This is a genomic window from Pseudomonas fluorescens (assembly GCF_902497775.2).
Taxonomy (GTDB): Bacteria; Pseudomonadota; Gammaproteobacteria; order Pseudomonadales; family Pseudomonadaceae; genus Aquipseudomonas; species Aquipseudomonas putida_F.
In genome coordinates this window covers 1,210,867-1,234,343 of sequence record NZ_OZ024668.1, presented here as the reverse complement: position 1 = coordinate 1,234,343, position 23,477 = coordinate 1,210,867, and the positions used below count along the sequence as shown (strand labels likewise).

Here is a 23,477-nt window from a genome sequence, read left to right as displayed (position 1 = left end):
GCCACATAACGCTCATCGAGCAAACCTCAGGCCTGCTCCACCTGCTCGAGCCAGACCAGCAGGCGCAGCACCTGCTCGACTTCCTGCACCTGCAGGAAGCTGTAACGCCGATGGGTCTTGAAAATGCGCCGGGCCAGGTTGACGTCGGTGATCACCGGCACCCCGACCTCCTTGGCATACTCGCGCACCGCCAGGGCGCGCTGGTTGGTCTCGATGACGGAGATGAACGGCAGCAGGCTGACCTCCGGGCGGAAGTAGATGCCGATGGCGATATGGGTTGGATTGGCGAGGATCATTCGCGAGTTGCCCACGTCGGAACGCACCTGCTCATTGAGCAGTTCCTGATGCAGTTGGCGGCGCTTGCCCTTGATCTGCGGGTCGCCGTCCTGCTCCTTGTGCTCGCGCTTGACCGAATGCGCGTCCATCTTCATGTCGCGCATGAACAACCAGTACTCCGCCAGCGCGTCGAGCACCACGATCAACACGATGCAACCGAGGATCAGCATGAACAGGGCGAGCAACATCTCGCCCCAGATCGCCAGCAACACCAACGGCGTGGCATGCAGCTGGGCAAACAGGAGGTGCCGGTACTGCCACCACACAAGACACAGGGCCAGGGCGAAGCAACCCAGGTACAGCAATGCCTTGAGCGTGTCCTTGACGGTGCGAATGCTGAACAGTTTCTTGAACCCGTTGATCGGGTTCAAGGCGCCCAGGTTGAGCTTCAACGCTTCACTGGCCAGGCGAAAGCCACTTTGCACCAAGGCTGGCAAGGCGCTGCCCAGGGTGCAGATCAGTACCATCGGCAGGATCAGCTCCAGGGCCAGACGCAACAGGCCGGCGCTATAGCGCGCCAGATCATCCTCCATGCCACTGGCCAGGATCTGCCGGTACACCTGCATTATCTCCAGCACGCGCGCATCGTTGAGCATGAAAGCCAGGCCCACGAGCATCATGCAACTGGTGACCAGGTCGCGGGCCTTGAAAGTCTGGCCTTTGCGGGCGGCATCGCGCAGGCGCTTGGCCGTGGGTTTTTCGGTTTTCGAGGCACTGGAGGACATCAGTGCGATTCCTCTGCCTGCAGGTACTGCGGCAGGTAGTGGGGGACCGCGGCCATGCGCATGATTTCCTCGGGCAAATGCGTACCGAAATACAGCAGCAGTACCACCAGCGCCGCCAGGCTCTTGATGGTCAGCGAAACCGAGAAGGCGTTCATCTGCTGGGCATAGCGTGACAGCAGCCCGAGCAAAGCCTCGCTGAGCAGCAATGCAGCCACCACCGGCGCACTGATCGCCAGGGTCTTGGCGACAATGGCATCCAGCAGCGTCGCGACAGCCGACAAGGAAAACCCGCAACTGCGCCCGGGATCGCAGAGCTGGTAACTCAGCTCTATCGCCTGGAGCATCAGCAGCAGCCCGCCACCTTCAAGGTAGATGACGGCGGCAAACATCTGCAGGAAGCCCGCCAGCTCCGAATTGTCGACGCCGTTGGCCGGATCGATGACATTGCTGAGCATCGCCCCGCGCTGATTGTCGATGAGGTTGCCCATGCCGTGCAGAACCCAGAACGGCCAACACAGCAAGCAACCGAGCAAGGTACCAATGCCCGCTTCACGCAACAGCAGGCCCAGAAACGCCAGGCTGTCGAGCGCCGGCAACTGCTCGCCGATCAGCGGAGTGAGCGCCAGTGCCAGCAGGAACAACACCGCCTGGCGCGGCGCACCGGTCAACACCCCACTGTTGAGGAAAGGCATCATGAAAAACAGCGGCGCCAGCCGTGCCACACCCAGCAAGGCCACGGCCATCAGGTTGTGCAGCTCAAAAAACAGCCCCGCGGCCATCAGCGCAACGCCAGCTGCAGCACTTCACGACTGAAACCGAGCAACACTTCACCGTACCAGCCAGACAACAAGAACAGACAGATCGAGACCGCGAGCAACTTGAAGCCGAACGGCAAGGTCTGTTCCTGCAACTGGGTGACCGTCTGGAACAGGCCGACCAGCAGACCGACCACGGTGGCAACCACCACCGGCCATGCCACCATCAGCAGGATCAGGTACAAGGCCTTGTTGCCCGCGTACACCAGCTCACCCATGCCCCACCTGCCGGCCCACGGCCAGGTACTGCTCGACCAGCCCGGTGGACAGCAACGCCCAACCATCGAGGGCAACGAACAGCACCAGCTTGATCGGCACTGAAATAATCACCGGACTCATCATCATCATGCCCAGCGCCAGCAACAGGCTGGAGATCACCAGGTCAACGATGACAAACGGCAGGTACAGGTAGAAACCGATCTTGAACGCGCTCTTGATTTCACTCAGGGCATAGGCCGGCAGCAGGGCGAACAGCGAAGGCTCGGCGCCCTCCTCCTGCCACTGATCCGCGCCTGGCTGGCCACTGTGCTGGGCACGCTCGAAAAACAGCGCAAGCTCAGGATCGGTGTACTGGCGCAGGTAGCGCTTGTAGCTACCCAGGCCGTTCTCGGCAAAGTCCACCACCGCCTCGATGTCGTTGAACGCGACCTGATGCTCCTTGTAGTAGCTGTAGCCCTGCTGCACCACCGGGGTCATGACAAAGATCGCCAACATCAGCGCGATCGCATTGAGGCTCATGTTCGACGGCACCTGTTGCAGGCCCAGGGCGTTACGCACGATCACGAAGACAATCGAGAACTTCAGGTAGCAGGTGCCTGCGGCCACCAGAAACGGCAGCAGCGAGGCGAATGCCAGAATGGCGATCAGCGAAACATCATTCATGGCCTGGCATATCCCGCACCTGATGCAGCTCAAGCGCCAACTGCTCACCCTGGCGCACCAGCTCGCCACAGCCCAGCCACTGCCCGTTGGCACGCACCTGGACCTGCTGCAATGCCTGCGGGTCGAGCTTGAGCAGGCCGCTCTCAAGGCTCGCGGCCAGTTCGGCAAAGCTCAGGTCGACGGCGGGCAGAAAGAACTCCAGGGTCACCGGCAATGCCGCCAGCAAGGGCTGGCGGCATGTCTGCTCGGGATCGGGGGATGGGACGGTGGTCATGTGTATTCCTTGCTCGATGAAATTGAACGCGCCACCGAAGCGGCCGCTCAGACGCCAGTGCGGGGTGAAATCAACAATGCGCAACAGGTCGCCTGCGACGGGTGACAGCAGCGGTCGCCACTGGCTCAAGCCAAGCAACAGCTCAAGGCTGGCAGGCAGCTCCGCGCACGGTTCGAGTAGCGGTTCGGGCAGCGGTAACGCAGCGGGCAATTCGCTCAGCCACAGCGGCCCCGCAGCGCTGCTGAGTACCGGCAGCGGCCAGTGTGACAACGCTGCGCCCGCCACGCGTTCGACCGACTCCAGGCGCTCGTAGGCCAATGCCGGCAGCGGCGCGGCTACCGGCTGCGGCAGGCGTTCGAACAGTTGGCGGATGTGTTCCGTGCACGGTGGGCGCAGTAACAGCGCCGACAGTTGCGGCAGACGCTGCTCCAGCCAAAGGGTGGCAACCACCAGCCCCGACCACCGGCCCGCGGCGCAATGGGCGCGAAACAGCAGGCAGTCGGTGTCTGCGGGCGGTGTGCTCATTTGCAGCTGCCCTGTAGGGCGCAGCAAGCGCCGCTGCAGCGCTGCCTGGGGGTGAATCTGGCGCAGGGCGAGCGAGTTCAACGCGGGTCCTCCTGCTCATCGTCCAGCTCGTCCCGGCTCGGCTGCCCACGCTCCTGTGGATGCTCGCCGGCGCGCTCTGCCAAGCGCCAGGCGGGCTGCTCGAGCCGCGCCAAAGGTTCGCGCAACTGCTCCAGCAGCAGGCTGTTGCTGGGGGTCAGCAGCATGCCCGGCGTGCTTTCACTGCCCGTGACCAGCAAGCTTCCGCTGACCCGACCATTGTTGAACGGCACCCGCAAGCCCTCGCCCGGGGCCCTGGTTGACGCCGGAGCGATCGGTAGCATCGGGGCGGCAGGCGGCTGCGTGGGTAGCGAAGGTTTGCCCGCCAGCGCAGATTGCGCAGCGCCAGGTACCGGCCGAAGTGGCTCGACAACCACCACAGGGCTGGCCAGTACGGCGCCTGGTACGGCGGCCCTTTCACTATCGGCTTCGAGCACAGGTGCTCGCGCTGGCGCCGGTATTGCGGGCAGTGGGGTCTCGATGCTCAGCACGGGTCCGGCAACAGGCGGACTACGCTGCTGCACGCCAGTAACCGGCATCGCTACACCCGGCAGGGTTGGCGTTTGCGCTATGTCGGCAGCCAGCGCCTTGGCCTGCGGTTTGAGGCTCAGTTGCGGTTGCAGAATAAAAGCGGCCAGGGCCTGCACGACAGCCTCGGACATTTCCGGTAGTTCAAGTGGAAGCTCGAGCGCTTGCGGCTTCAGCGTTTCCAGATCAAGGTGCAGCGTGTTGCTATTCCCGACCGGTGTGATCATTCGTTCCATACCTTGCCCGTGAGCCTGTGCTCATCCAGTTCGTTGTCTTCCTGGCGCTGGCGTTGCAGCAGCCATTGCCGATGCAACTGCTGCAGATGCTGCTGATACTTGTCATGGCGGCGCTGCAAGGCGCTCATCTGCTTTTGGCTGTCTGCTTGTTGCTGCTGCAGTTGCTGCTGGCGATGGCTGATCTGCTCCAGCTCCAGGGTCAATACCTGGGCCTGGCGGCGCAGCAAGGCCTGACGGCGCAACAGGTCGAGCAACTGGCTATGACTGAGCCGCTGGCCCGGCTCCTCGACCCGTAACTGGCGCAGCGTTGCCTGTTGTTGCTGCAACTCGTCCGCCTGTTGCTTCAATGCCTGCAACTGCTGGGCGTTGCCTGCCAGGTGCTGCTGCAACGCCTGCAGGCGCCCTTCGCCCAGGCGCAGCCAGGCCTGCCACTCAGGTGAACAGCGCATGCAGGGCCTGCTCCGCGTCATCGGCCGTGACAGCCTGATCGCTGCTCTGGCGCAGCCATTGCTGCAAGTCATCGCGACGCGCCAACGCCTGGTCGTTGAGTGGATCGACGCCGCTCTGGTACTCACCCAGTTCCAGCAGCAGGCGCATGGCCTGCAGCCGGGCCAGACACTCGCGGGCCTGGCCGGCCAGGGCAATACTCGCGACGCTGCACACCTGGTGGGCGACCCGGCTGGTGCTGCGCAACACATCAATAGCGGGAAAGTGGCCTTTGCCAGCCAGCTCGCGGCTCAGGTAGATATGCCCATCGAGGATCGAGCGGATTTCCTCGGCCAGCGGGTCGGGCTCGTCGTCGCTTTCCAGCAACACCGTGTAGAACGCCGTGATACTGCCACTGGCCGTCACCCCCGGGCGCTCCAGCAGGCGCGGCAAGGCCTCGAACACCGAGGCTGGATACCCGCGCCGCGCCGGTGCTTCACCGGCGGCCAGGGCCAGGTCGCGACGGGCGCGGGCATAGCGGCTCAACGAATCGATCAGCAGCACCACACGCTGGCCGCGGTCGCGGAAATACTCGGCGACACTGGTCGCCACCAGAGCCGCGTTACAGCGATCGACCGCGGCGCTGTCGGAGCTGGCCTGTACCACCACGCTGCAGCTACTGCGCGCCGAACCGCGCAGGCGCTGGACGAACTCCGCGACTTCACGGCCACGCTCGCCGATCAAGCCGATGACGAACACGTCCGCCTCGCTGTGCTCCACCAGCATGTCGAGCAAAGAGGTCTTGCCGGTACCGGCCGCCGCAAAAATACCCACCCGCTGACCGACGCCGCAGGTCAGCAGGGTGTCAATCACGCGGATCGCCGTGTCCAGGCGCTGGCTGACCGGACGGCGCTGGCTATAGTGCGGTGGTGGGTTGTCCAGGCCATAGTGGTAAACCGGCAGGCCCTGGGCCGGCGCCAGGCGCTCGACCACCTGCCCGCGGGCATCCAGTACGGCGCCGAGCAGATCATCGCCGCAGTAAAGGTACATCGGTGCCCCCGTGGCCATTACCAGTGACTGGCGCGACAACCCCTGCGGCTCGCCCAGCAAGCTCAGCAGCGCCACTTCGGCATTGAAGCCGATGACCTGGGCCCAGGCTCGCGGCACCGGGTCGCGCCAGTGCTGAAAGACTTCGCATAGCTCACCGATGGCCACGCCGGCCAGCGGCACCTCAAGCAGGGGCCCGAGCGAACGGCGCGGGTGCGCGCCCTGGCGGGCCAGTTGCAGCAGCGTCATCGCAGCACGAGGGCGCGCAATTGCAGAAGCACGCCAAAGAATTCGTCCAGGGCCATGGCAAAGCCCTGGACACTGCTGTAGGCCTGGTCGGCCAGCAGCATGCGCAGCTCCAGGCTATCGCCCTGGCCAAACAACTGTAATTGTTGGTTACGCGCAGAGGTACTGGGGCGCATCAGCAGTTGCAGGATCGGTTCGGCATGGCGGCGCAGTAAGGCCGGGGTCAATGGCACAGCGGCTGCGGAAAACCAGATATCGCCTTCCTGCTCGCTGATGCTGATGTCCGGCAGGTCGTCCAGCAGCCGTTCAAGACGCGTGTCGCCGTGCTGATGCTGGCGCAAGGTGCCACGCAACAGGTTATCAACAGTTGCCATACCTACTCCTAGAGTGTCTTGATCACGTTGACCGAAATGTTCTCGGCGACTTCAGCGAAGGACATCACGTCCAGTTCCCTGAAACGGCCATCAATCAGTTTCTTGATGTAGCGCCGGACATCCACCGAACACAGCAACACCAGGTCCTTGTGCGGGATGTACAGGTCGCTCAGGCCCGCGCCGACGCGATCGAGCAGCTCTTCGACCTGGGCCGCATCGAGGTTGACGAAATTACCTGCCGAGGTCTGGCGCACAGCCGAACGCACCACCTCCTCGAACTCGGCACCGAGCAACAGCACGTTGAGCGTGTCTTGGCGGGCGAACTTGTTGCTGATGTAGCGCGCCAGTGCGGCCCGGACATGCTCGACCAGGGCCAGCGTGTCCTTCTCGCGGGAGGCCCAGTGCGCCAGGGTTTCCATCACCAGCTTCATGTTGCGCACCGAAATGCGCTCGCCAATCAGCCGCTGCAGCACTTCACTGATCTTCTGCACGGTGACGTAGCGATAGACTTCCTTGAGCAGGTCGGGGTACGGCTTTTCCAGTTCATCGAGCAGGGTCTTGGTTTCCTGGACGCCGAAGAACTCCTGGATATTGCGCGCCAGCACCACCGCCAGACTGTGATAGAGCTCCTGCTGGGCGGTCCGCAACGGATAACCGAGCGCGGCGATGGCCTGGCTCTGGTTGTCGGCGACCCACAGGCTTTCGACTTTATTGCTGTCGTGCCCACGCTTGATCTCGATCCCCGAGTCCTGCAACTGCTCAGCGAAATCGAGCAAGCGGTGATGCTCGAAAAACAGATCGAACTGGTCGGCGCGCACTTCGTTGATCAGGATCGTGACCTGATGCTCGGGCAAGTTCTCGGCAGCCCTCAGGTGCGGCAGCGGAACACGCAAGCCGTAGTCGATGAAGAACTGGCTGCGTAAGCGCTCGGTGAAACGCGCCTGCTGCAATTCAGCCAGCCGGGTCGACGGGACCAGCAACAGCAGCGGTAAGGTTTCGGTGTTCAGGTTGTCGACATCCACCAAGCCCTGCGCCGAACCCTTGTCGCCAGCGGGCTGGGGGCTTGCGCCCTGTTCCGTCACAGCCTGCTGCGCCCGGCGCCGGCGACGCCAGAGCACCGCGACCAGGGTAAAGGCGATGAACACGAACACCGCCAGCGGAAAACCCGGCAGCAAGCCGACGCCCAGCGCCAGCAAGGCACTGACGCCAAGCACGAAGGGGTTGCCGAGCACCTGGCTGAGCATGTTGCGCCCCAGGTTCTGCTCATCGCCGTTGACGCGGGTGACAATGAACCCGGCACCGATGGCAATCAGCAACGCGGGGATCTGCGCCACCAGGCCATCACCGATGGTCAACAAAGTGAAGGTCGACAGTGCCGTGGACAGGTCCATGCCCAACTGCCCGACACCAATGGCCATGCCCCCAATGAAGTTGACGAAGATGATCACGATGCCGGCAATGGCGTCGCCCTTGATGAACTTCATGGCTCCGTCGAACGAGCCATACAACTGGCTTTCGCGCTCCAACTCGCTGCGCTTGGCGCGCGCCTGGGCAGCGTCGATGGCGCCGGCCTTGAGGTCGCCGTCAATGCTCATCTGCTTGCCCGGCATGCCATCCAGGGAAAAGCGCGCGGCGACTTCCGCCACCCGCTCCGAGCCCTTGGTAATCACGATGAACTGGACAATGGTGACGATCGAGAAAATAACGAAGCCCACCACCAGGTTCTCGCCAATCACAAACTCGCCAAACGAGGCGATGATCTCGCCAGCGTCGGCCTGGGTCAGGATCAGTCGGCTGGTGCTGATCGACAGGGCCAGGCGAAACAGCGTGGTCAGCAACAACAGGGCCGGAAAGGTCGAGTAGCTGAGAATGCGCTCGATATAGAACGAGCCCATGAAAATCAACAAAGACAGGACGATGTTCAGGCCGATCAAAAAGTCCACCAGCACCGTCGGCAAAGGAATGATCAGCATGGCGATGATCATGACCATCAACGCCAGAATCAGCAGTTCCGGACGCGCGGCGAGCCTGGCCAGCCAGAGGTTCAGCAATGCCATGGGTTCACCCTCGCAACGCCGGCGGCAGGCCGTGTCGGTGACGTTGCAATAGCGCTTCAGCAGCGAAACTGCTGTCGGCCAGGTGCTCGAAACGCTCAGCCAGGTAGAGCAAGGCATGCTCCTCGCTGAACAGTTGTTCCGGCAGGGTCAGGCAGGCGCGACGCACGCACTGCAAGAGGCTGGCGCGGGCAACCGCATCGACCTGCAGCAAAATCGGGCCGACCGCCTGCTGCAGCAGTTCATCCAGTGCATGGGGGTAGCGCAGAATGCCAAGCAGCAGGACCAGCCAGTCCAGTTCGCTGACGGCGAAGCGCCCGAGCAACGCCCCAACGAACATGCGGTCGGCCGAGCGCAGCCGCTTCAACTGCCCGAGCAGGATCAGCAGCGGGCCGAATTCGTGCAGGCTGCAACTGGGGTCCTGGCCCTGGATATCGGTCAGCAGACTCTCTTCCAGAAAGCTCAGGACGCTGTGGCGGTGCTCGGGCCCATACAGTCCGATCCACTGCTCGTAGTGATCGGCAGCCTCGCCGTCGGACTCCAGAAAGTCCCGGTAGTTTTCTCGCAGGGCGCAGGCGCGCACGGCCATGCGCCGCCCATAAAGCCGCGCCTTGAGCGCAGTGTTGATGCCCGCCTGCAGACGTTTGGGGCAAGCCCGCTCGCGCAAAGCCTGCTCAAGTTGCAGCAGGCGCCTGCGGGTTTCATTGGGCAAATCGGACTGGCGCAACAACAGGCCGAGGATCAGCGCCAGGTCGCTGTCATCGGCAAACAGCGCGGCCGCCTGCTGCATCAGCAAGCGCAGCGGCAACTGCCGGTCCGCCGTCAGGGCCAGCAGTTGCCGGGCCTTGGGCGGGGCGTCGTCTTCGAGCACGCGCTCGAACAACTCGCTGGCCGACTCGCTTTTGAGCTCGAACTGACGGCGACGAAACTGCGCCATGACCTGGGCCAGGTCATCGCTGCTTTGCACCGCATGCTGCAACAGGTTACTGCGCGCATCCTGATTATCATCCTGGACTTCGGTCGCCGGCGCCTGGCTCTCCGCTGCAAGCTCCCGGCTCAGCCGCGCCTGTGCGGCACGCCCGCCCAGATGAGGTAAGCCGGTGATCACAGCGACACCGCGCGCATGAAGGCCTTGCGCAAACGTTCGTGCTGTTCGGCTTCGAACAGTTCCTGCTTCAGGCTCTGCGGGTCGAAGGCCAGCGCCTCACCAATTTCCCGTGGCTGGATGAGAAACACCCGCACGGTGTTGGACGAGCGCTCCACACGGTAGCTGAACAGCCGGCCGATCCAGGGCAAGGCACCGAGCACGGGCACCCTGCCGACCTGCTCGGCGCTCTCATCGCGGCTGAAACCACCGACCAGCAGGCTCTTGCCCTGGGGTACCCGGGCTACGGTACTGATCCGCGTGCGGCCAACGGTCGGCAATACCGTATCAGTGCGGCGTGACTCCACCTCGTTGCCATCTTCGATGTTCAGCGACATCTCGATTTCGTCGCCCAAGGCAAAACGTGGCAGCACACTGACCAAGGTGCCATAGGTGACATGCTGCAGATCGACACTGCGCTCGCCAACCAGCGGCGCATAGAAGGTGCGGTTGTTGTCGAAGATCGCCGGGACGTTCTCCTGGGTGAGGATCACCGGCCGCGCCACCACATTGGCCAGGTCGCTGCGGGCCAGGGCCGAGACCCGGGCTATGAACGAGAGGCCATCGAGGGTGGTCGCCGAGCCACCGTTGAGCGAGATGGCGAACTGCGTTCCGATGTTGACCTGGCCCTGCCAGTCGATCCCCAGTTGCTCCAGCGCCTCTTTTTGCAGGTCGATGATCCACAGCGACAGCTCGACGTGGCGCTTGGGCGTATCCAGGGCCTCGACCAGGTTTTCGATGAAGCGCACCTGCTCGGGCAGGCCCTTGACCAGCAAACTGTTGGTATCCGGGTAGGCGACCACACGAATGTTCGCCGCGGCCATTTGCTCCGCAGGCAAGCGTACGCTCTCCCAGGCGTCGTCGATCAACTGCTCGTTCAGCGTCGAACTCAGCAGGCCCGGCGCCTGCTCACCCGAGCCAGGCTCGCCTCGCAGGTCGACCCGGGCTTTTTCGTCACGCAGCAGGTTTTCGATGACACTGGCAATGCCCGGGATGCTGACAGACTGGTCGCGCAGCTCATAACGGCGATCTCCCACAAAGGTGTTGAGCAGGTGAATCACCCCGACCTGCTGGCGCCCCAGCAAGATCTGCGACGACTCCTGATCGACCATGGCCGCCGAGCGCTGGACCAGGTCGACATAGATCGGCGGCCCGGAGACATAAAAGGTGCGCCGGCCATCGCCACGCAGCGGGTAGCGTGAATCGAGCAGGCCGGAGCGGCGCAGGAAGGCGCGCAGGCTGTCAACGCTGGTGTTCTGCAACGAGACCACCGCGCTCTTGAGTTCGGCGCTGTCATACAGGTAGATCGCCTGGCCGTCGCTGTACCAGATAAGGCCCATCTGGCGTACCACGCGATCGAACACCTGTTGCGCCGAAGTCATGGCGAAGTCACCGGAAATACGCTTGCCGGCAGCCGCCTTGCTGACGATGATCGGCTTGCCCAAAGGCTCGGACAGGGCGACGAAGAAACTGCGCAGGCTTTCTTCCCGCGCCCGGTAGCTGTCCGCATGCGCCATGGCACTGTGAAACAGGCACAGCAGCAGGGTGCAGCACCAGATCAGCCCTCGGCTGTCGAAACGCACAACCCCGGTCATGGCCGCAGGGTCCCGATGATGTCGCCCAACTGGCTGGGCGCCACACCCAGCAACTCACGCACCTCCCGCGAAAAGTGCGAGGACGAACAGTACCCCTGATTCTGCGCAACCTCAGTCAACGAGCGCCCTTCGCGGATGCTTTCCAGCAATGCCCGCGCCACCCTCCAACCGCGCAGAGCCGGCTTGGTCGCACCGCCCAATGCCTGATGGCACAAGCGGCGAAAGTGCGACACCGACACACCATAACGCCGGGCCAGCATCTGCAGGCTGTCCTGGCCAGTACCTTGCTCGAGCAGATAGCGGACCAACCCGTATTCCTCGCTGCTGCGCAAGGCGGTGGCAAAGCGCTCGAAGTCCTGGCTCGCACCCAGCGCTTGCTGGATGTACCAGGACTCAAGCAACTGGGCATCCCGGGCCACCTCGAATGGCAAAGGCAAGCAGGCCGCCGCGGTGCTGGTCACGGGCGGGTGCTGCGCAACCTCGCCCTGGTCAATGAACACCTGCAGCCTGGTCAGCGACTGGCAGCGCACAACTCGAAGGTCTGCCGGCAAGCCATTGAGCCGGCTGTGAGCGGTCACTGCCAACAGCCCCTGCCAACCTGGCGCCACGCCTGATTGCGTCCCCCTCTGCTGCCAGTGCAGCGGATGACGGCCAACCGTCACATGCCAGACGCCATCAGCCAGTTGCGCGGTCGGTGAAGCGTGGGGCAGCAGCTGAGACACCTGGGCCTCCTCGGGCATCGGCAATTGGAAAGATGGCCAGATTGCATCAGCCCCGTTCGGCAATCCTGATGGAAAACTGATGAGCCCTGGCACACGCCTTGCTCCAGAAGCAGGACACCTACGCAGGAGAACCTTACAAATGCCGAGCGCCGATCCGCTGGCTTGGGTCCATGGCAGCGATGCACCGGAAAAACCGCTGCTGGAGCTGGGCTTCATGGCGCTCACCGACTGTGCCCCGCTGGTGGTCGCCGCCACCCAGGGTTTCGCCCAGCCCTATGGCCTGAGCCTGAACCTCAGGCGCCAGAGCTCCTGGGCCGGCCTGCGGGACAAGCTGGCCAGCGGCGAACTGGATGCCGCCCACAGCCTCTACGGCCTGATCTATGCGCTGCAACTGGGCATCGGCGGTAGCGCGGCCACTGACATGGCGGTGCTGATGGGCCTGAACCAGAACGGCCAGGGCATCAACCTGTCTGCGGCCTTGCAACGCCAGGGCGTGACCAGTCCCGAAGCGCTGGAGCGTTTCGTGCACCAAAGCAGGACAAAATTGACCTTTGCCCAAACTTTTCCCACCGGCACCCATGCCATGTGGCTGTATTACTGGCTGGCCAGCCAGGGCATCCACCCATTGCATGATGTCAACAGCGTGGTGGTGCCGCCGGCACAGATGCTCGCGCACCTGCAGGCCGGGCGCATCGACGGCTTTTGCGTCGGCGAACCCTGGTCGGCAGGCGCCATCGAACAGGGCCAGGGGTTCACCCTGGCTACCAGCCAGTCGATCTGGCCGGACCACCCGGAAAAAGTCCTGGGTTGCACCCGCGCCTTTGTCGAGCAGTACCCTAACAGTGCACGGGCCCTGGTGATGGCCGTGCTGGCCGCCAGCCGCTTCATCGAGCAGAACAGCGAAAACCGCCGCAGCACCGCACAACTGCTCAGCGGCCAGGCGTATCTGGATGCACCGTTGTCGAGTATTGAACCGCGCCTACTCGGCCAGTACCAGGATGGCCTGGGCAACCAGTGGCACGATCGGCACGCCCTGCGCCTGCATGATCAGGGCCGGGCCAACTTGCCATACCTGTCCGATGGCATGTGGTTCATGACCCAGTTCCGCCGCTGGGGCCTGCTGCGCGAGGACCCCGACTACCTTGGCGTGGCCCGTCAGGTCCAGCAACTGGCGCTGTACCGCGATGCCGCCACGGCGATCGGCGTGCCCTGCGCAGGTCCCGACATGCGCAGCAGTCAGCTGAACGATGGCATCCGCTGGGATGGCAGCGACCCACACGGCTATGCCCGCAGCTTTCGTCTGCATGCGCTGGCTGAACCTCACGCCGCCCTCGCCCGCCACTAAGAAGGAGACGCCCGCATGCTGCGAATCCTGTTGATCGACGACACCGCGAAAAAAGTCGGCCGCCTCAAGGCCGCCCTGGTCCAGGCCGGCTTCGAGGTGATCGAAGAGTCGGGACTGACCATCGACCTGCCGGCGCGCGTCGAAACGGTGCATCCGGACGTGGTGCTGATCGATACCGAGTCACCGGGCCGTGATGTCATGGAGCAAGTGGTGCTGGTCAGCCGCGACCGGCCACGACCGATCGTCATGTTCACCGACGAACACGACCCTGGGGTAATGCGCCAGGCAATCCGCGCCGGAGTCAGTGCCTACATCGTCGAAGGCATCCATGCCGCGCGCTTGCAGCCGATCCTCGACGTGGCCATGGCCCGCTTTGAAAGCGATCAGGCGCTCAAGGCCCAGCTACAGGCCCGCGACCAGCAACTGGCGGAGCGCAAGCGCATCGAGCTGGCCAAGGGCCTGCTGATGAAAATGAAGGACTGCAACGAAGAACAGGCCTACACCCTGATGCGCCGCCAGGCCATGAGCAAGCAGCAGAAGCTGATCCAGGTGGCCGAGCAGATCATTGCCATGAGCGACCTGCTCGGCTGAGCGATTGTGGCCCGGCTCTTGCTACCACCAGAGGACAGGTAGCCAACGGCGGTTGCCCCCTTCACGACAAAGACGTCGCACCCCCACCCGCGCAAGCGGGTCGGGTGGCGACGTCTTTTTCGTTTCCGTCCCTGTTCAACGAGGTGTTCGATGAATACGAGTTTCTGGAAGTCCGGGCATGTCCCCACCCTGTTCGCCGCCTTTTTGTATTTCGACCTGAGCTTCATGGTCTGGTACCTGCTCGGCCCGCTGGCGGTGCAGATTGCCGCGGACCTGCAACTGACCACCCAGCAGCGCGGGTTGATGGTAGCCACGCCGATCCTTGCCGGGGCGATCCTGCGCTTTATCATGGGCCTGCTGGTAGACCGGCTGTCACCCAAGACCGCCGGGCTGATCGGCCAGGTGATTGTCATCGTCGCGCTGTTCTGCGCCTGGCGCCTGGGCATCCACAGCTATGAGCAAGCCTTGTTGCTCGGGGTGTTCCTCGGTGTTGCCGGCGCCTCGTTTGCCGTATCACTGCCGCTGGCCTCACAGTGGTACCCGGCGCAGCACCAGGGCAAGGCCATGGGCATCGCCGGTGCGGGTAACTCCGGCACGGTGTTCGCCGCCCTGCTGGCCCCGGCCCTGGCCGCAGGCTTTGGCTGGAACAACGTGTTCGGTTTTGCGGTGATCCCGCTGCTGCTGACCCTGGTGTTGTTCAGCCTGCTGGCGCGCAACGCCCCCGAGCGGCCCAAACCCAAAGCCGTGGCCGACTACCTCAAGGCCCTGGGCGATCGCGACAGCTGGTGGTTCATGTTCTTCTACAGCGTCACCTTCGGCGGCTTTATCGGCCTGGCCAGCGCCCTGCCCGGCTACTTCAACGACCAGTACAGCCTGAGCCCGGTGACGGCTGGCTACTACACCGCCGCCTGCGTGTTTGCCGGCAGCCTGATGCGGCCGTTGGGCGGCGCCCTGGCCGATCGCTTCGGCGGCATCCGCACCCTGCTGGCCATGTACAGCGTCGCCGCCATCTGCATTGCCGCCGTCGGCTTCAACCTGCCCAGCGCGGTAGCTGCCCTGGCACTGTTCGTCAGCGCCATGCTCGGCCTGGGTGCCGGCAATGGCGCGGTGTTCCAACTGGTGCCGCAACGCTTTCGCCAGGAAATCGGCGTAATGACCGGGCTGATCGGCATGGCCGGCGGCATCGGCGGTTTTCTTCTTGCAGCGGGCCTGGGGGCGATCAAGCAGCACAGCGGCGACTATCAACTGGGCTTGTGGCTGTTCGCCAGCCTCGGCATCCTTGCCTGGTTCGGCCTGCACGGCGTCAAGCAGCGCTGGCGCACCACCTGGGGCTCGGCGGCGGTGACTGCGGCGCGGGTCTGAGGGTGATGCCATGAGCCTGCAACTGAGCTTCGCCCAGGCCAGCGCCAGCGGCCCCCGGGAGGAAAACCAGGACGCCCTGCGCCTGGTCACGCCCAACTCGGAACTGGCCGCCAGCAAAGGCTACCTGTTCGCCCTCGCCGACGGCGTCAGCCAGTGCGCCGATGGCGGGCTGGCGGCGCGGGCCAGCCTGCAGGCGCTGGCTTTGGACTACTACGCCACGCCGGCCACCTGGGGCGTGGCCCAGGCCCTGGACCGCCTGCTGCTGGCGCAGAACCGCTGGTTGCGCGCCAACGGCGGCGGCCAACCGCTGCTGACCACCCTCAGCGCCCTGGTGCTGCGCGGCCGGCGCTTTACCCTGGCGCATGTCGGCGACTGCCGGATCTACCGTTGGGCTGCCGGGCAACTGCAACGCATCAGCGAAGATCACGTCTGGGACCAACCAGGCATGCAGCACGTGCTCAAGCGTGCCCTGGGCCTGGACCAGCACCTGCAGGTCGACTACCTGGAGGGCGAGCTGCAGGCCGGTGAGTGCTTTGTGCTGCTCAGCGATGGCGTCTGGACCAGCCTCAGCGAAGCGCAGATCCGCGCGGTGCTGCGCGAACAGATCGACCTGCAGGACGCCGCCCAGACCCTGGTCAGCTCGGCCCACCACAGCGGCAGCCAGGACAACGCCAGCGCGCTGCTGGTGCGCATCGAGCAACTGGGTGCGAGTAACCTGGGCGACTCCCTCGCCCAACTGCAGCAATGGCCGTTGCCAGCCGCCCTGCGCAGCGGGCAGACGATTGACGGCTGGACAGTCGAGCAACAGCTGGGGCATAGCCGCCAATCGCTGCTGTACCGCGTGCATGACAACCAGCAACAGGCCTGGCTGCTGAAAACCCTGCCGGCAGAGCGCAAGGACGAACCTGGCGCGCAACAAGGCCTGCTGCTCGAAGAATGGTTCCTGCGCCGGGTAGCCGGGCGCTACTTCCCCGAAGTGCACCCGGCCACCCAGCGCCAGCACCTGTACTACCTGATGCGCGAATACCCCGGCCAGACCCTGGCGCAACTGTTCGCCCGCACCGGCCCCTTGCCGCTGGCGCAGTGGCAGTCACTGGCCCAGCAACTGCTGCAGGCGGTGGGCTCGCTGCACCGGCGCAACATTCTGCATCGCGACATCAAGCCCGATAACCTGCACCTGGGCGAAGACGGCCAACTGCGCCTGCTGGATTTCGGCCTGGCCTTCTGCCCGGGGCTTTCCGAAGACCGCGCCCACGAGCTGCCGGGCACCCCCTCGTTCATTGCCCCGGAAGCCTTCGAAGGTCAGCCCCCCAGCCCGCAACAGGACCTGTATAGCGTCGCGGTATCGCTGTTCTACCTGCTCACCGGGCATTACCCCTATGGCGAAATCGAAGCCTTCCAGCACCCACGCTTTACCCAGGCGGTCAGCGCCGCCCGCTATCGCCCGGACTTGCCCGAATGGCTCGAACACAACCTCGCCCAAGCGCTGCTCGCCGACCCACAGCAACGCTTTGAAACCGCCGAGCAATGGCTGTTGCTGCTCGAGCAGGGCGAACGCCAGCCGTTGAGCGTGCGCCCGCGACCACTGCTTGAACGCGAGCCGCTGAAGGTCTGGCGCGGCCTGGCGCTGCTGTCCCTGCTGCTTAACCTGATCCTGCTGATCGGCCTGCTAAAAGGCTGACGGCCCCTTTGCCGATGAGGAATACCCGATGCATGCGAAAGTCTGGCTGATTGGTGCTGGCCCCGGCGATCCGGAGCTGCTGACCCTCAAGGCGGTCCGTGCCCTGGGTCAAGCCGAGGTGGTGTTGATCGATGACCTGGTCAACCCGCAGATCCTTGAACACTGCCCGCAGGCGCGGGTGGTTGCCGTGGGCAAGCGCGGTGGATGCCGGTCCACGCCGCAAGCCTTCATTCAGCGCCTGATGCGGCGCTATGCCCGTCAGGGCCGCTGCGTGGCCCGGCTCAAGGGCGGGGACCCGTGCATCTTTGGCCGTGGCGGCGAAGAAGCCGCCTGGCTGCAGGCCCATGGCATCGAAACCGAGCTGGTCAACGGCATTACCGCCGGCCTGGCCGGTGCGACCCAATGCGGCATCTCACTGACGTTGCGTGGCGTCAGCCGTGGCGTGACCCTGGTCACCGCCCACACCCAGGATGACAGCCCGTTGAACTGGCAGGCGCTGGCCCAGGGCGGTACCACCCTGGTGGTGTACATGGGCGTAAGCAAACTTGAGGAGGTGCAGCAGGGCTTGCTGGCAGGTGGCCTGGCGGCGCAGACGCCGGTGGCCATGATCGAGAACGCCTCGCTGCCCCAGCAGCGCGAGAAACGCAGCAGCCTGGCGCGGATGTGCCTGGATGCCGCGCACTTCAAGCTGTGCAGCCCGGCGATCCTGGTGATCGGTGAGGTGGCTGCAGCGAACAGCGCAGCGCTGACGCAACTGACGGCCTGAATCGCAGGCAAAGAAAAGCCCGGCCTAGGCCGGGCTTTTCAGTAGGGCTTGGACCAATTACTTGGCTTGGGCTTCTACTTGTGCTTCTACGCGACGGTTAACAGCGCGACCAGCGTCGGTGGCGTTATCAGCAACCGGACGGGTTTCACCGTAGCCAACCGATTCAACGCGGTTCGACTCAACACCGTACTGGTTGGTCAGAACCTGTTTAACGGCGTTTGCACGACGCTCGGACAGTTTCTGGTTGTAAGCGTCAGGACCGACGGAGTCAGTGTGACCTTCAACAGTGGTGGTGGTCTGTGGGTACTGCTTCATGAAGTCAGCCAGGTTCTTGATGTCGCCGTAGCTGTTAGGCTTGACGACCGACTTGTCGAAGTCGAACTTGACGTCCAGCTCAACACGGACGACTTCAGCAACAGCTGGGCAGCCATCAGCGTCAACGGTAACGTTGGCTGGGGTGTCAGGGCACTTGTCGACGTTGTCGCAGACGCCATCGTTGTCGCTGTCGGAGCAGACTTCAGCAACTGGAGCAGGAGCTGCTTCAACCTTGCCGCCGCTACCACCGAAGTTCAGACCCAGACCAACGGTCGGACCCCACTCGGTGTTGCCGTTGTCGATGTTGTACATGGCTTCAACGCCAGCACGGGCGAAGAACATGTCGGTGATGTACCACTTGGCGCCAGCGCCAACGTTGGCGAAGGTGGAGTGGTCACGACCATTGCGCTCAGCCTGGCCCAGGCTCTCGTGAGCGAAACCAGCCGAAACGTACGGACGCAGAGCGTCGCCGACGGTACCGAAGTGGTAGGTAGCGTCCAGCTTGGCCTTGGAACCTTTGATGTCTTTGTTGAAGACGTCGCCACGAACGTTGTGAGTTTCGTTGTAGCCCAGGTCCAGGGACAGGTCGTCGGTCAGGAAGTAACCGAGGCGAACACCAGGATTGGTGCCGTCGTTCTTGAAGTTACGCTCGCTGTCGTAGTACTGCTTGGTGACGTTGCCTTCAATTTCGACTGCGCCTTGGCCTTGTGCCAGAGCGCCGAAGGAAGTTGCGGCTACAAGAGAACCAATGGCCAAGCCCAAGGTGTTTTTCAATTTCATCCGTTAAATCCCCATCTGGTGATAGTTAAGCAGTCCCACCAACATCCGGGGGACAACTCGACGGCAAGTCTAGCAGAACTTGCCGGTACGTTAGAGATATTTGCGCGCCACTAAGTTTCAGCAAGGCCCGCAAATTTCTCACGTAGCTTGTCAAGCGCACGCTTGTACCGCATTTTCGTTGCGCTCAAGCCCATGTGCATGATATCGGCGATTTCCTGAAATTCCAGTTCTGCGACAAATCGAAGCACCAGAATCTCGCGGTCAATCGGATTGACATGCACTAGCCATTTGTCCAGCCCGCCTTTCTCTTCTGGTTTTGGCGCCTTCTCTTCCGAGGCCTCCTCGAGTGGATCAAGACTCAAGGCATCCATCAGTCGACGTTTGCGCCGCTCCTTGCGGTACTGGGTGATGCATTCGTTGTAGGTGATGCTGTAGAGCCATGTCTTGAACTTCGATTTGCCCTCGAAGTTCTTCAGCCCATAGAGCACCTTGAGCATCACCTCCTGACAGACATCGTCAGCATCCCGATCGTTCCCTAAATAACGTGCACAGACGTTAAAAAGGGTCCGTTGGTAGCGGCGCATGAGCTCCTCATACGCGCGAGTAACATGAAACAGCTCCTCATGCGAACGCGCCACCAACTCCTCATCAGTGAGCTCGCGGGGGTCGTAACGCATGGGCAGCGAGTGAACTTTATTCAAAACGGATCTGGCCGACAGTCAGGTCAATGTCGCCGCATACCCCTGCCTGGGGCATTTTTGCGGCGGCATACATTAGCAGGATTTGCCCGGTTAGCGGCTATTGACTCGCTGCTCGAGCAGAATCCGGTTGGACAACGACACCAGTTCGCCGTCGTCGGTCAGCAGGGTCGTCTTGACCGTGCCGATCTCCTCGATCTGTCCTTCGACCTCGCCAATCCGCACTTGTTGGCCCACTTGATACAGTTCACGCACGTAAATTCCAGCCAGGATCTGCCCGGCAATTTCCCGGCTGCCCAGGCCCATGGCCAGCGCCACGGCCAGACCAACGGTAATCAAACCGATGACAATCACATGGTTGAGCAGGTCGGTCTTGACCTCGAGCTGGCTGATGGCCACCGAGATGCTGATGATGATTACCAAGCCCTGGGCGATGCGCCCGACGCCTGCGGCGTATTCCAGGCCGATGCCTTCGGCGGCGCCACGCACCAGGCCGTTGACCAGTTGCGCCAGCAATACGCCCGCCAGCAGCACCAGCGCCGCGCCAAACACCTTCGGCAGGTACAGGGCGAGCATGTCGAGGGTGGCCGAGACGCGCTCAAGGCCAAGGGATTCAGCGGCCGAAACGAGGAAAATCAGCAGCACGAACCAATAGACGATCTTGCCGATCAGGGTCGAGATCGGCACCTGGATACCCACCCGGCTGAGCATCTTGGTCAGGCCGGTACCGCCCATCAGGCGATCCAGGCCGAGCTTGGCCAGCAGTTTCGACAGCAGGGTATCGAGCAACTTGGCAACGACGAAACCGAGCAGCACCACAACCAGCGCGCCGAACAGGTTGGGGATGAAGTTCGCCACTTTGGTCCACAACGCTGTCATGGCGGTGACCAGGCTCTGGGTCCAGAGATCAAGTTCCATATTCAATCGGCCTTATCAGCTTTACGAGCGGTAGCGTTACGGCGCACCGGCGCAACATGCGCCGAGCCATTATTCACGGCGATCATCAGCGCCTGGCTCCAGCGGCCCAGCAGGCTGAACAGATCGCCCGCGCCAACCTGGCGGTTGGCGGTTTTCAAGACCCGGCCCAGGCAGGCATCGTCGTCGCGGTCCTGGCCGGACGGCGACGCCTTGAGCAGGTCTCGCAGGGATTCTTCAAACGGATCGTGCATAGGCACCTCGCGCAATATCTGTCAAAGACGAGGTCGCCACAGCACGGGTCACATGAACCAACCAGGCAGTTTGTGACTGCATGTTCACAAATTTCATCTTCACACCCAGCGCAGGCGGCGAAACAGCCACCATTGCCCCAACGCCAGCGTTAGCACCAGCAGGCTGGCGAAGAGAAAGCCGTAGGGGCTGTCGGAGCCGGGAATGCCACCGACGTTGATACCCAACAGCCCGGTCACGAAGCTCATGGGCAGGAAGATGCAGGTGATGATGCCGAAGCGGTACATGGTCCGGTTCATGCGCTCGCTGCGGCGCCGGTCTTCGCTTTCGAGTACCAGGGCGGCACGTTCGCGGGTCAGTTCCAGCTCTTCCAGGTAACGGGTCAGGCTGTTGTTGAGCTCGTTCCAGTAGTCGGCGTCGTCGGCGGCGAACCAGCTCCACTTGTTGCGCGCCAGTTGCGCGTAGATTTCCCGCTGCGGGTTGAGAAACCGCCGCAATCCGGCCGCACGTCGGCGGATCTGCTGCAGGCTGCCCTGGTCCGGGGCATAGCGTTTGTCGGCTTCAAGCTTCTCTTCTTCGACATCGACCACTTCCGACAGATCGCTGATCAGCGCCTGGACCTTTTCGGTCAGCAATTGCGCCATGCTCAGCAACAACTCGGAGGCGGTTTTCGGTCCGCGGCCTTCGGCCAGTTGCTGCAGCAGTTCGTCACTGGCGCGCAACGGTCGCAGGCGCAGCGAGATCACCCGCTGAGCCTCGGCAAAAATTCGCACCGAGACCATGTCTTCAGGTTCGGCACCGGGGTTGAGGTTGACGCCGCGCAAAAACAGCAGCATTTGCGCATCCGGCAGTGGCAGCAGGCGTGGACGGGTGTTTTCCTCCAGCAACAGGTCGCAGGCAAACTCGTTCAGGCCGCTGTCGTGGCGCAACCAGGTGCGGGTCTGCGGGTGGCTGCGGTCCCAGTGCAGCCACAGGCTTTCCTGGGGCTGCAGCTCGAGGGCGTCCAGTTCAGTTCGGGCGATTGCACGGGCACCGCCTTTTCCATCCAGCACCAGGGCATGCACCAGCCCCCATTGTGCGTTTTCTTCCTCGAACATCCCTACCCCACTGACCGGTTTCAGAGCTTTATTCAGGCATTTTCAACGGGCTTGGCGAGACGATCACGCCATTGTTGTCGGCGTAGATGTACTCGCCCGGGCGGAAGGTCACACCGGCAAAGGTCACGGGTATGTTGAGCTCGCCAACCCCGCGGCGTACGGACTTCAACGGGTGACTGGCCAGGGCCTGCACGCCGACGTCGGTCTGCGCCAGGACATCGACATCACGCACGCAACCGTAGATCACCAGGCCTTGCCAGTGATTCTTCGCCGCCTTCTCGGCCAGCATGTCGCCGAGCAAGGCATGGCGCAGCGACCCGCCGCCATCGACCACCAGGACCTTGCCGGTGCCATCGAGCTCGACCTGCTCCTTGACCCGCGAATTGTCCTCGAAGCACTTGATAGTGACGATCTCACCCCCGAAGGAGTCGCGGCCGCCGAAGTTGCTGAACATCGGCTCCAACACCTGTACCAGTTCCGGGTAGGCGTCACACAGATCGGGGGTGATGTAATGCATGGGAAACTCCTGTCAGTAGCAAGACAAAGGGATACCGCAGTATCAATCAGTTAACGAGGCATGGCGATCAGGCTTTAGGTTCAAGGCTACACGTCGGCGTCGAATCGGTCACCTGCTGCGCGGCATTGCCGGGCAAAGCGGCCAGCGGGTCGCGCAACCAACGCTCGACCAGCGGCCAGACCTGCGCCTGGGCCGGCTTGCTGACCAGCATGTCGACGTGGCCGAAGTTGTCGAAGCCCTCTTCGCGGCCCAGGCGGACAAACTGCTTGTGCTCGCTGCCCAATTGCTCGAACAGCTTGCGACAGGCCCATACCGGGTCCTGGTAATCACCGGCACCGGCCACGGCCAGTACCGGCACATCGACCTCGGCCAGGCCCGCCCACCAGTCGCGGTCCTTGTCAGCAAAACGGCCGAACAGGCCAAACCAGCGCATGCTTTCCAGCGCCAGGCCAATCGGCTCGTCTTCCGGCCCGCGCTTGAGCCGCGAGCCGGAGATCTGCGCAAAGCGCTTGAGCAGCAGGCGCCCGCCCCACTCCACCGGTGGCAACTTCAGCGGCCAGTAGGTACGGCTGACCTGGGTGCCGAAAAACGCGACGCTGGCCACCTGCTCGGCCCCCAGGTACTGGCCGCCCAGCGCTGCCGCCAGGGTGGTGCCACCCAGGGAGTGACCGATCCAGTGCGCAGGCCTGCCGGCTTGCTCGCAGATGAATGCGGCGATCACCGGCAGGTCGTAACGGGCGTAGTCGGCGACACGGTTGTGCCGGTAGTTGTGATTGCGCGGCGACAGGCCGTGGCCACGCATTTCCGGGATCCACACATCGTAACCGGCGCGCGCTAGATAAGCGCCCAGGCCAATGCCCCGGGGCGAATACCAGAAACGCCGGTTGGAAAAGCTGCCGTGCAGCAAGACCACCGGGGTGCCACGCACCTCGGTTTGATCGGCCATGCCCAGGCGGGTGAGCGCCAGCTCCACGGTGCGATCCGGGCTGTTACCGGCTTTGATCCGGTACACATCCTCGCTCAGGTCGCCACGGCGCTCAGCACTGAGCAAGGCCACGGGAAAAAGGCTACTGCTGCTTTGCATAGGGTTCTTGCACAAAAAAGGGCGAGGTCCATCACTGGATCACGCCCTGGAATACGGTCGGAACCTT

The 23,477-nt window shown here is 63.3% G+C and carries 25 protein-coding genes; 5 read left to right on the top strand and 20 right to left on the bottom strand.

The window, feature by feature from the left end; genetic code table 11:
• Positions 1–26: 26 nt before the first annotated feature.
• From F8N82_RS05800 to F8N82_RS05740, 13 genes are all read right to left on the bottom strand, one after another.
• Positions 27–1,061, bottom strand: a complete 1,035-nt coding sequence (locus tag F8N82_RS05800; RefSeq protein WP_038994270.1) for an EscU/YscU/HrcU family type III secretion system export apparatus switch protein — start codon at positions 1,059–1,061, stop codon at positions 27–29.
• Positions 1,061–1,840: a type III secretion system export apparatus subunit SctT gene (sctT, locus tag F8N82_RS05795; RefSeq protein ID WP_038994269.1), complete on the bottom strand. Its 780-nt coding sequence runs from the start codon at positions 1,838–1,840 to the stop codon at positions 1,061–1,063. The genes F8N82_RS05800 and sctT overlap by 1 nt, the downstream gene beginning before the upstream one ends.
• Entirely contained in the window at positions 1,840–2,094 is a 255-nt protein-coding gene (locus tag F8N82_RS05790; RefSeq protein ID WP_038994268.1) for an EscS/YscS/HrcS family type III secretion system export apparatus protein, read from the bottom strand. The genes sctT and F8N82_RS05790 overlap by 1 nt, the downstream gene beginning before the upstream one ends.
• Positions 2,087–2,758, bottom strand: coding sequence for an EscR/YscR/HrcR family type III secretion system export apparatus protein (locus tag F8N82_RS05785; RefSeq protein WP_038994267.1), 672 nt, complete (start codon positions 2,756–2,758; stop codon positions 2,087–2,089). Before F8N82_RS05785 ends, F8N82_RS05790 begins: the two co-directional genes overlap by 8 nt.
• Positions 2,751–3,638: a FliM/FliN family flagellar motor switch protein gene (locus F8N82_RS05780; protein ID WP_038994266.1), complete on the bottom strand. Its 888-nt coding sequence runs from the start codon at positions 3,636–3,638 to the stop codon at positions 2,751–2,753. The genes F8N82_RS05785 and F8N82_RS05780 overlap by 8 nt, the downstream gene beginning before the upstream one ends.
• On the bottom strand, positions 3,635–4,297 hold the full coding sequence (locus F8N82_RS05775; RefSeq protein ID WP_150776775.1) for a hypothetical protein: 663 nt from the start codon (positions 4,295–4,297) through the stop codon (positions 3,635–3,637). Before F8N82_RS05775 ends, F8N82_RS05780 begins: the two co-directional genes overlap by 4 nt.
• An 89-nt stretch (positions 4,298–4,386) precedes the next feature.
• Complete coding sequence (locus tag F8N82_RS05770) at positions 4,387–4,848, bottom strand: hypothetical protein (RefSeq protein WP_038994264.1); 462 nt, start codon at positions 4,846–4,848, stop codon at positions 4,387–4,389.
• A complete protein-coding gene (sctN, locus tag F8N82_RS05765) occupies positions 4,832–6,121 on the bottom strand; it encodes a type III secretion system ATPase SctN (RefSeq protein WP_038994262.1) in 1,290 nt (429 codons plus the stop codon). The genes F8N82_RS05770 and sctN overlap by 17 nt, the downstream gene beginning before the upstream one ends.
• The gene (locus F8N82_RS05760; protein WP_038994261.1) at positions 6,118–6,492 is read right to left on the bottom strand and encodes a hypothetical protein; all 375 of its coding nucleotides are present in this window, start codon (positions 6,490–6,492) and stop codon (positions 6,118–6,120) included. The genes sctN and F8N82_RS05760 overlap by 4 nt, the downstream gene beginning before the upstream one ends.
• An 8-nt stretch (positions 6,493–6,500) precedes the next feature.
• Positions 6,501–8,549: an EscV/YscV/HrcV family type III secretion system export apparatus protein gene (locus F8N82_RS05755; protein ID WP_038994260.1), complete on the bottom strand. Its 2,049-nt coding sequence runs from the start codon at positions 8,547–8,549 to the stop codon at positions 6,501–6,503.
• A 4-nt stretch (positions 8,550–8,553) separates the two neighbouring features.
• Positions 8,554–9,654, bottom strand: coding sequence for a type III secretion system gatekeeper subunit SctW (gene sctW, locus F8N82_RS05750; RefSeq protein WP_052251399.1), 1,101 nt, complete (start codon positions 9,652–9,654; stop codon positions 8,554–8,556).
• Positions 9,651–11,285, bottom strand: coding sequence for a type III secretion system outer membrane ring subunit SctC (sctC, locus tag F8N82_RS05745; RefSeq protein WP_038994259.1), 1,635 nt, complete (start codon positions 11,283–11,285; stop codon positions 9,651–9,653). The genes sctW and sctC overlap by 4 nt, the downstream gene beginning before the upstream one ends.
• Complete coding sequence (locus F8N82_RS05740; RefSeq protein ID WP_224793721.1) at positions 11,282–12,007, bottom strand: helix-turn-helix domain-containing protein; 726 nt, start codon at positions 12,005–12,007, stop codon at positions 11,282–11,284. The genes sctC and F8N82_RS05740 overlap by 4 nt, the downstream gene beginning before the upstream one ends.
• A 139-nt stretch (positions 12,008–12,146) precedes the next feature.
• On the opposite strand from F8N82_RS05740, the gene F8N82_RS05735 reads away from it, so the two are divergent.
• The 5 genes from F8N82_RS05735 to cobA all read left to right on the top strand — a co-directional run bounded on the left by F8N82_RS05735 (position 12,147) and on the right by cobA (position 17,752).
• Positions 12,147–13,352, top strand: a complete 1,206-nt coding sequence (locus F8N82_RS05735; RefSeq protein ID WP_038994257.1) for a CmpA/NrtA family ABC transporter substrate-binding protein — start codon at positions 12,147–12,149, stop codon at positions 13,350–13,352.
• A gap of 15 nt (positions 13,353–13,367) precedes the next feature.
• Positions 13,368–13,943, top strand: coding sequence for an ANTAR domain-containing response regulator (locus tag F8N82_RS05730; protein ID WP_038994256.1), 576 nt, complete (start codon positions 13,368–13,370; stop codon positions 13,941–13,943).
• 150 nt (positions 13,944–14,093) lie between these two features.
• A complete protein-coding gene (locus F8N82_RS05725) occupies positions 14,094–15,305 on the top strand; it encodes a nitrate/nitrite transporter (protein ID WP_038994254.1) in 1,212 nt (403 codons plus the stop codon).
• Positions 15,306–15,315: 10 nt separating this feature from the next.
• On the top strand, positions 15,316–16,986 hold the full coding sequence (locus F8N82_RS05720; protein WP_038994253.1) for a bifunctional protein-serine/threonine kinase/phosphatase: 1,671 nt from the start codon (positions 15,316–15,318) through the stop codon (positions 16,984–16,986).
• Between the two features lie 28 nt (positions 16,987–17,014).
• Complete coding sequence (gene cobA / locus F8N82_RS05715; protein WP_038994252.1) at positions 17,015–17,752, top strand: uroporphyrinogen-III C-methyltransferase; 738 nt, start codon at positions 17,015–17,017, stop codon at positions 17,750–17,752.
• A gap of 57 nt (positions 17,753–17,809) precedes the next feature.
• Here cobA and F8N82_RS05710 read toward each other — a convergent pair whose 3' ends face one another.
• The 7 genes from F8N82_RS05710 to F8N82_RS05680 form a co-directional block, all read right to left on the bottom strand.
• Positions 17,810–18,847 (bottom strand): OmpA family protein, encoded by a 1,038-nt coding sequence (locus F8N82_RS05710; RefSeq protein ID WP_038994251.1) that lies wholly within the window; start codon positions 18,845–18,847, stop codon positions 17,810–17,812.
• Between the two features lie 110 nt (positions 18,848–18,957).
• Positions 18,958–19,524, bottom strand: coding sequence for an RNA polymerase sigma factor SigX (gene sigX, locus F8N82_RS05705; protein WP_036990388.1), 567 nt, complete (start codon positions 19,522–19,524; stop codon positions 18,958–18,960).
• Between the two features lie 114 nt (positions 19,525–19,638).
• On the bottom strand, positions 19,639–20,463 hold the full coding sequence (locus F8N82_RS05700) for a mechanosensitive ion channel family protein (protein WP_038994250.1): 825 nt from the start codon (positions 20,461–20,463) through the stop codon (positions 19,639–19,641).
• 2 nt (positions 20,464–20,465) lie between these two features.
• Entirely contained in the window at positions 20,466–20,720 is a 255-nt protein-coding gene (locus tag F8N82_RS05695; protein ID WP_371128640.1) for a CrfX protein, read from the bottom strand.
• 93 nt (positions 20,721–20,813) lie between these two features.
• The gene (locus F8N82_RS05690) at positions 20,814–21,809 is read right to left on the bottom strand and encodes a zinc transporter ZntB (RefSeq protein ID WP_038994249.1); all 996 of its coding nucleotides are present in this window, start codon (positions 21,807–21,809) and stop codon (positions 20,814–20,816) included.
• A 28-nt stretch (positions 21,810–21,837) separates the two neighbouring features.
• Entirely contained in the window at positions 21,838–22,326 is a 489-nt protein-coding gene (gene rraA, locus F8N82_RS05685; protein WP_038994247.1) for a ribonuclease E activity regulator RraA, read from the bottom strand.
• 67 nt (positions 22,327–22,393) lie between these two features.
• A complete protein-coding gene (locus F8N82_RS05680; protein WP_038994246.1) occupies positions 22,394–23,410 on the bottom strand; it encodes an alpha/beta fold hydrolase in 1,017 nt (338 codons plus the stop codon).
• Positions 23,411–23,477: the final 67 nt, after the last annotated feature.

Bases quoted from the DNA above. Each gene is read 5' to 3' on its own strand.
- F8N82_RS05800 (WP_038994270.1), bottom strand. From the start codon at position 1,061: ATGTCCTCCAGTGCCTCGAAAACCGAAAAACCCACGGCCAAGCGCCTG.
- sctT (WP_038994269.1), bottom strand. From the start codon at position 1,840: ATGGCCGCGGGGCTGTTTTTTGAGCTGCACAACCTGATGGCCGTGGCC.
- F8N82_RS05790 (WP_038994268.1), bottom strand. From the start codon at position 2,094: ATGGGTGAGCTGGTGTACGCGGGCAACAAGGCCTTGTACCTGATCCTG.
- F8N82_RS05785 (WP_038994267.1), bottom strand. From the start codon at position 2,758: ATGAATGATGTTTCGCTGATCGCCATTCTGGCATTCGCCTCGCTGCTG.
- F8N82_RS05775 (WP_150776775.1), bottom strand. From the start codon at position 4,297: ATGTCCGAGGCTGTCGTGCAGGCCCTGGCCGCTTTTATTCTGCAACCG.
- F8N82_RS05770 (WP_038994264.1), bottom strand. From the start codon at position 4,848: ATGCGCTGTTCACCTGAGTGGCAGGCCTGGCTGCGCCTGGGCGAAGGG.
- sctN (WP_038994262.1), bottom strand. From the start codon at position 6,121: ATGACGCTGCTGCAACTGGCCCGCCAGGGCGCGCACCCGCGCCGTTCG.
- F8N82_RS05760 (WP_038994261.1), bottom strand. From the start codon at position 6,492: ATGGCAACTGTTGATAACCTGTTGCGTGGCACCTTGCGCCAGCATCAG.
- F8N82_RS05755 (WP_038994260.1), bottom strand. From the start codon at position 8,549: ATGGCATTGCTGAACCTCTGGCTGGCCAGGCTCGCCGCGCGTCCGGAA.
- sctC (WP_038994259.1), bottom strand. From the start codon at position 11,285: ATGACCGGGGTTGTGCGTTTCGACAGCCGAGGGCTGATCTGGTGCTGC.
- F8N82_RS05735 (WP_038994257.1), top strand. From the start codon at position 12,147: ATGCCGAGCGCCGATCCGCTGGCTTGGGTCCATGGCAGCGATGCACCG.
- F8N82_RS05730 (WP_038994256.1), top strand. From the start codon at position 13,368: ATGCTGCGAATCCTGTTGATCGACGACACCGCGAAAAAAGTCGGCCGC.
- F8N82_RS05725 (WP_038994254.1), top strand. From the start codon at position 14,094: ATGAATACGAGTTTCTGGAAGTCCGGGCATGTCCCCACCCTGTTCGCC.
- F8N82_RS05720 (WP_038994253.1), top strand. From the start codon at position 15,316: ATGAGCCTGCAACTGAGCTTCGCCCAGGCCAGCGCCAGCGGCCCCCGG.
- cobA (WP_038994252.1), top strand. From the start codon at position 17,015: ATGCATGCGAAAGTCTGGCTGATTGGTGCTGGCCCCGGCGATCCGGAG.
- F8N82_RS05710 (WP_038994251.1), bottom strand. From the start codon at position 18,847: ATGAAATTGAAAAACACCTTGGGCTTGGCCATTGGTTCTCTTGTAGCC.
- sigX (WP_036990388.1), bottom strand. From the start codon at position 19,524: ATGCGTTACGACCCCCGCGAGCTCACTGATGAGGAGTTGGTGGCGCGT.
- F8N82_RS05700 (WP_038994250.1), bottom strand. From the start codon at position 20,463: ATGGAACTTGATCTCTGGACCCAGAGCCTGGTCACCGCCATGACAGCG.
- F8N82_RS05690 (WP_038994249.1), bottom strand. From the start codon at position 21,809: ATGTTCGAGGAAGAAAACGCACAATGGGGGCTGGTGCATGCCCTGGTG.
- rraA (WP_038994247.1), bottom strand. From the start codon at position 22,326: ATGCATTACATCACCCCCGATCTGTGTGACGCCTACCCGGAACTGGTA.
- F8N82_RS05680 (WP_038994246.1), bottom strand. From the start codon at position 23,410: ATGCAAAGCAGCAGTAGCCTTTTTCCCGTGGCCTTGCTCAGTGCTGAG.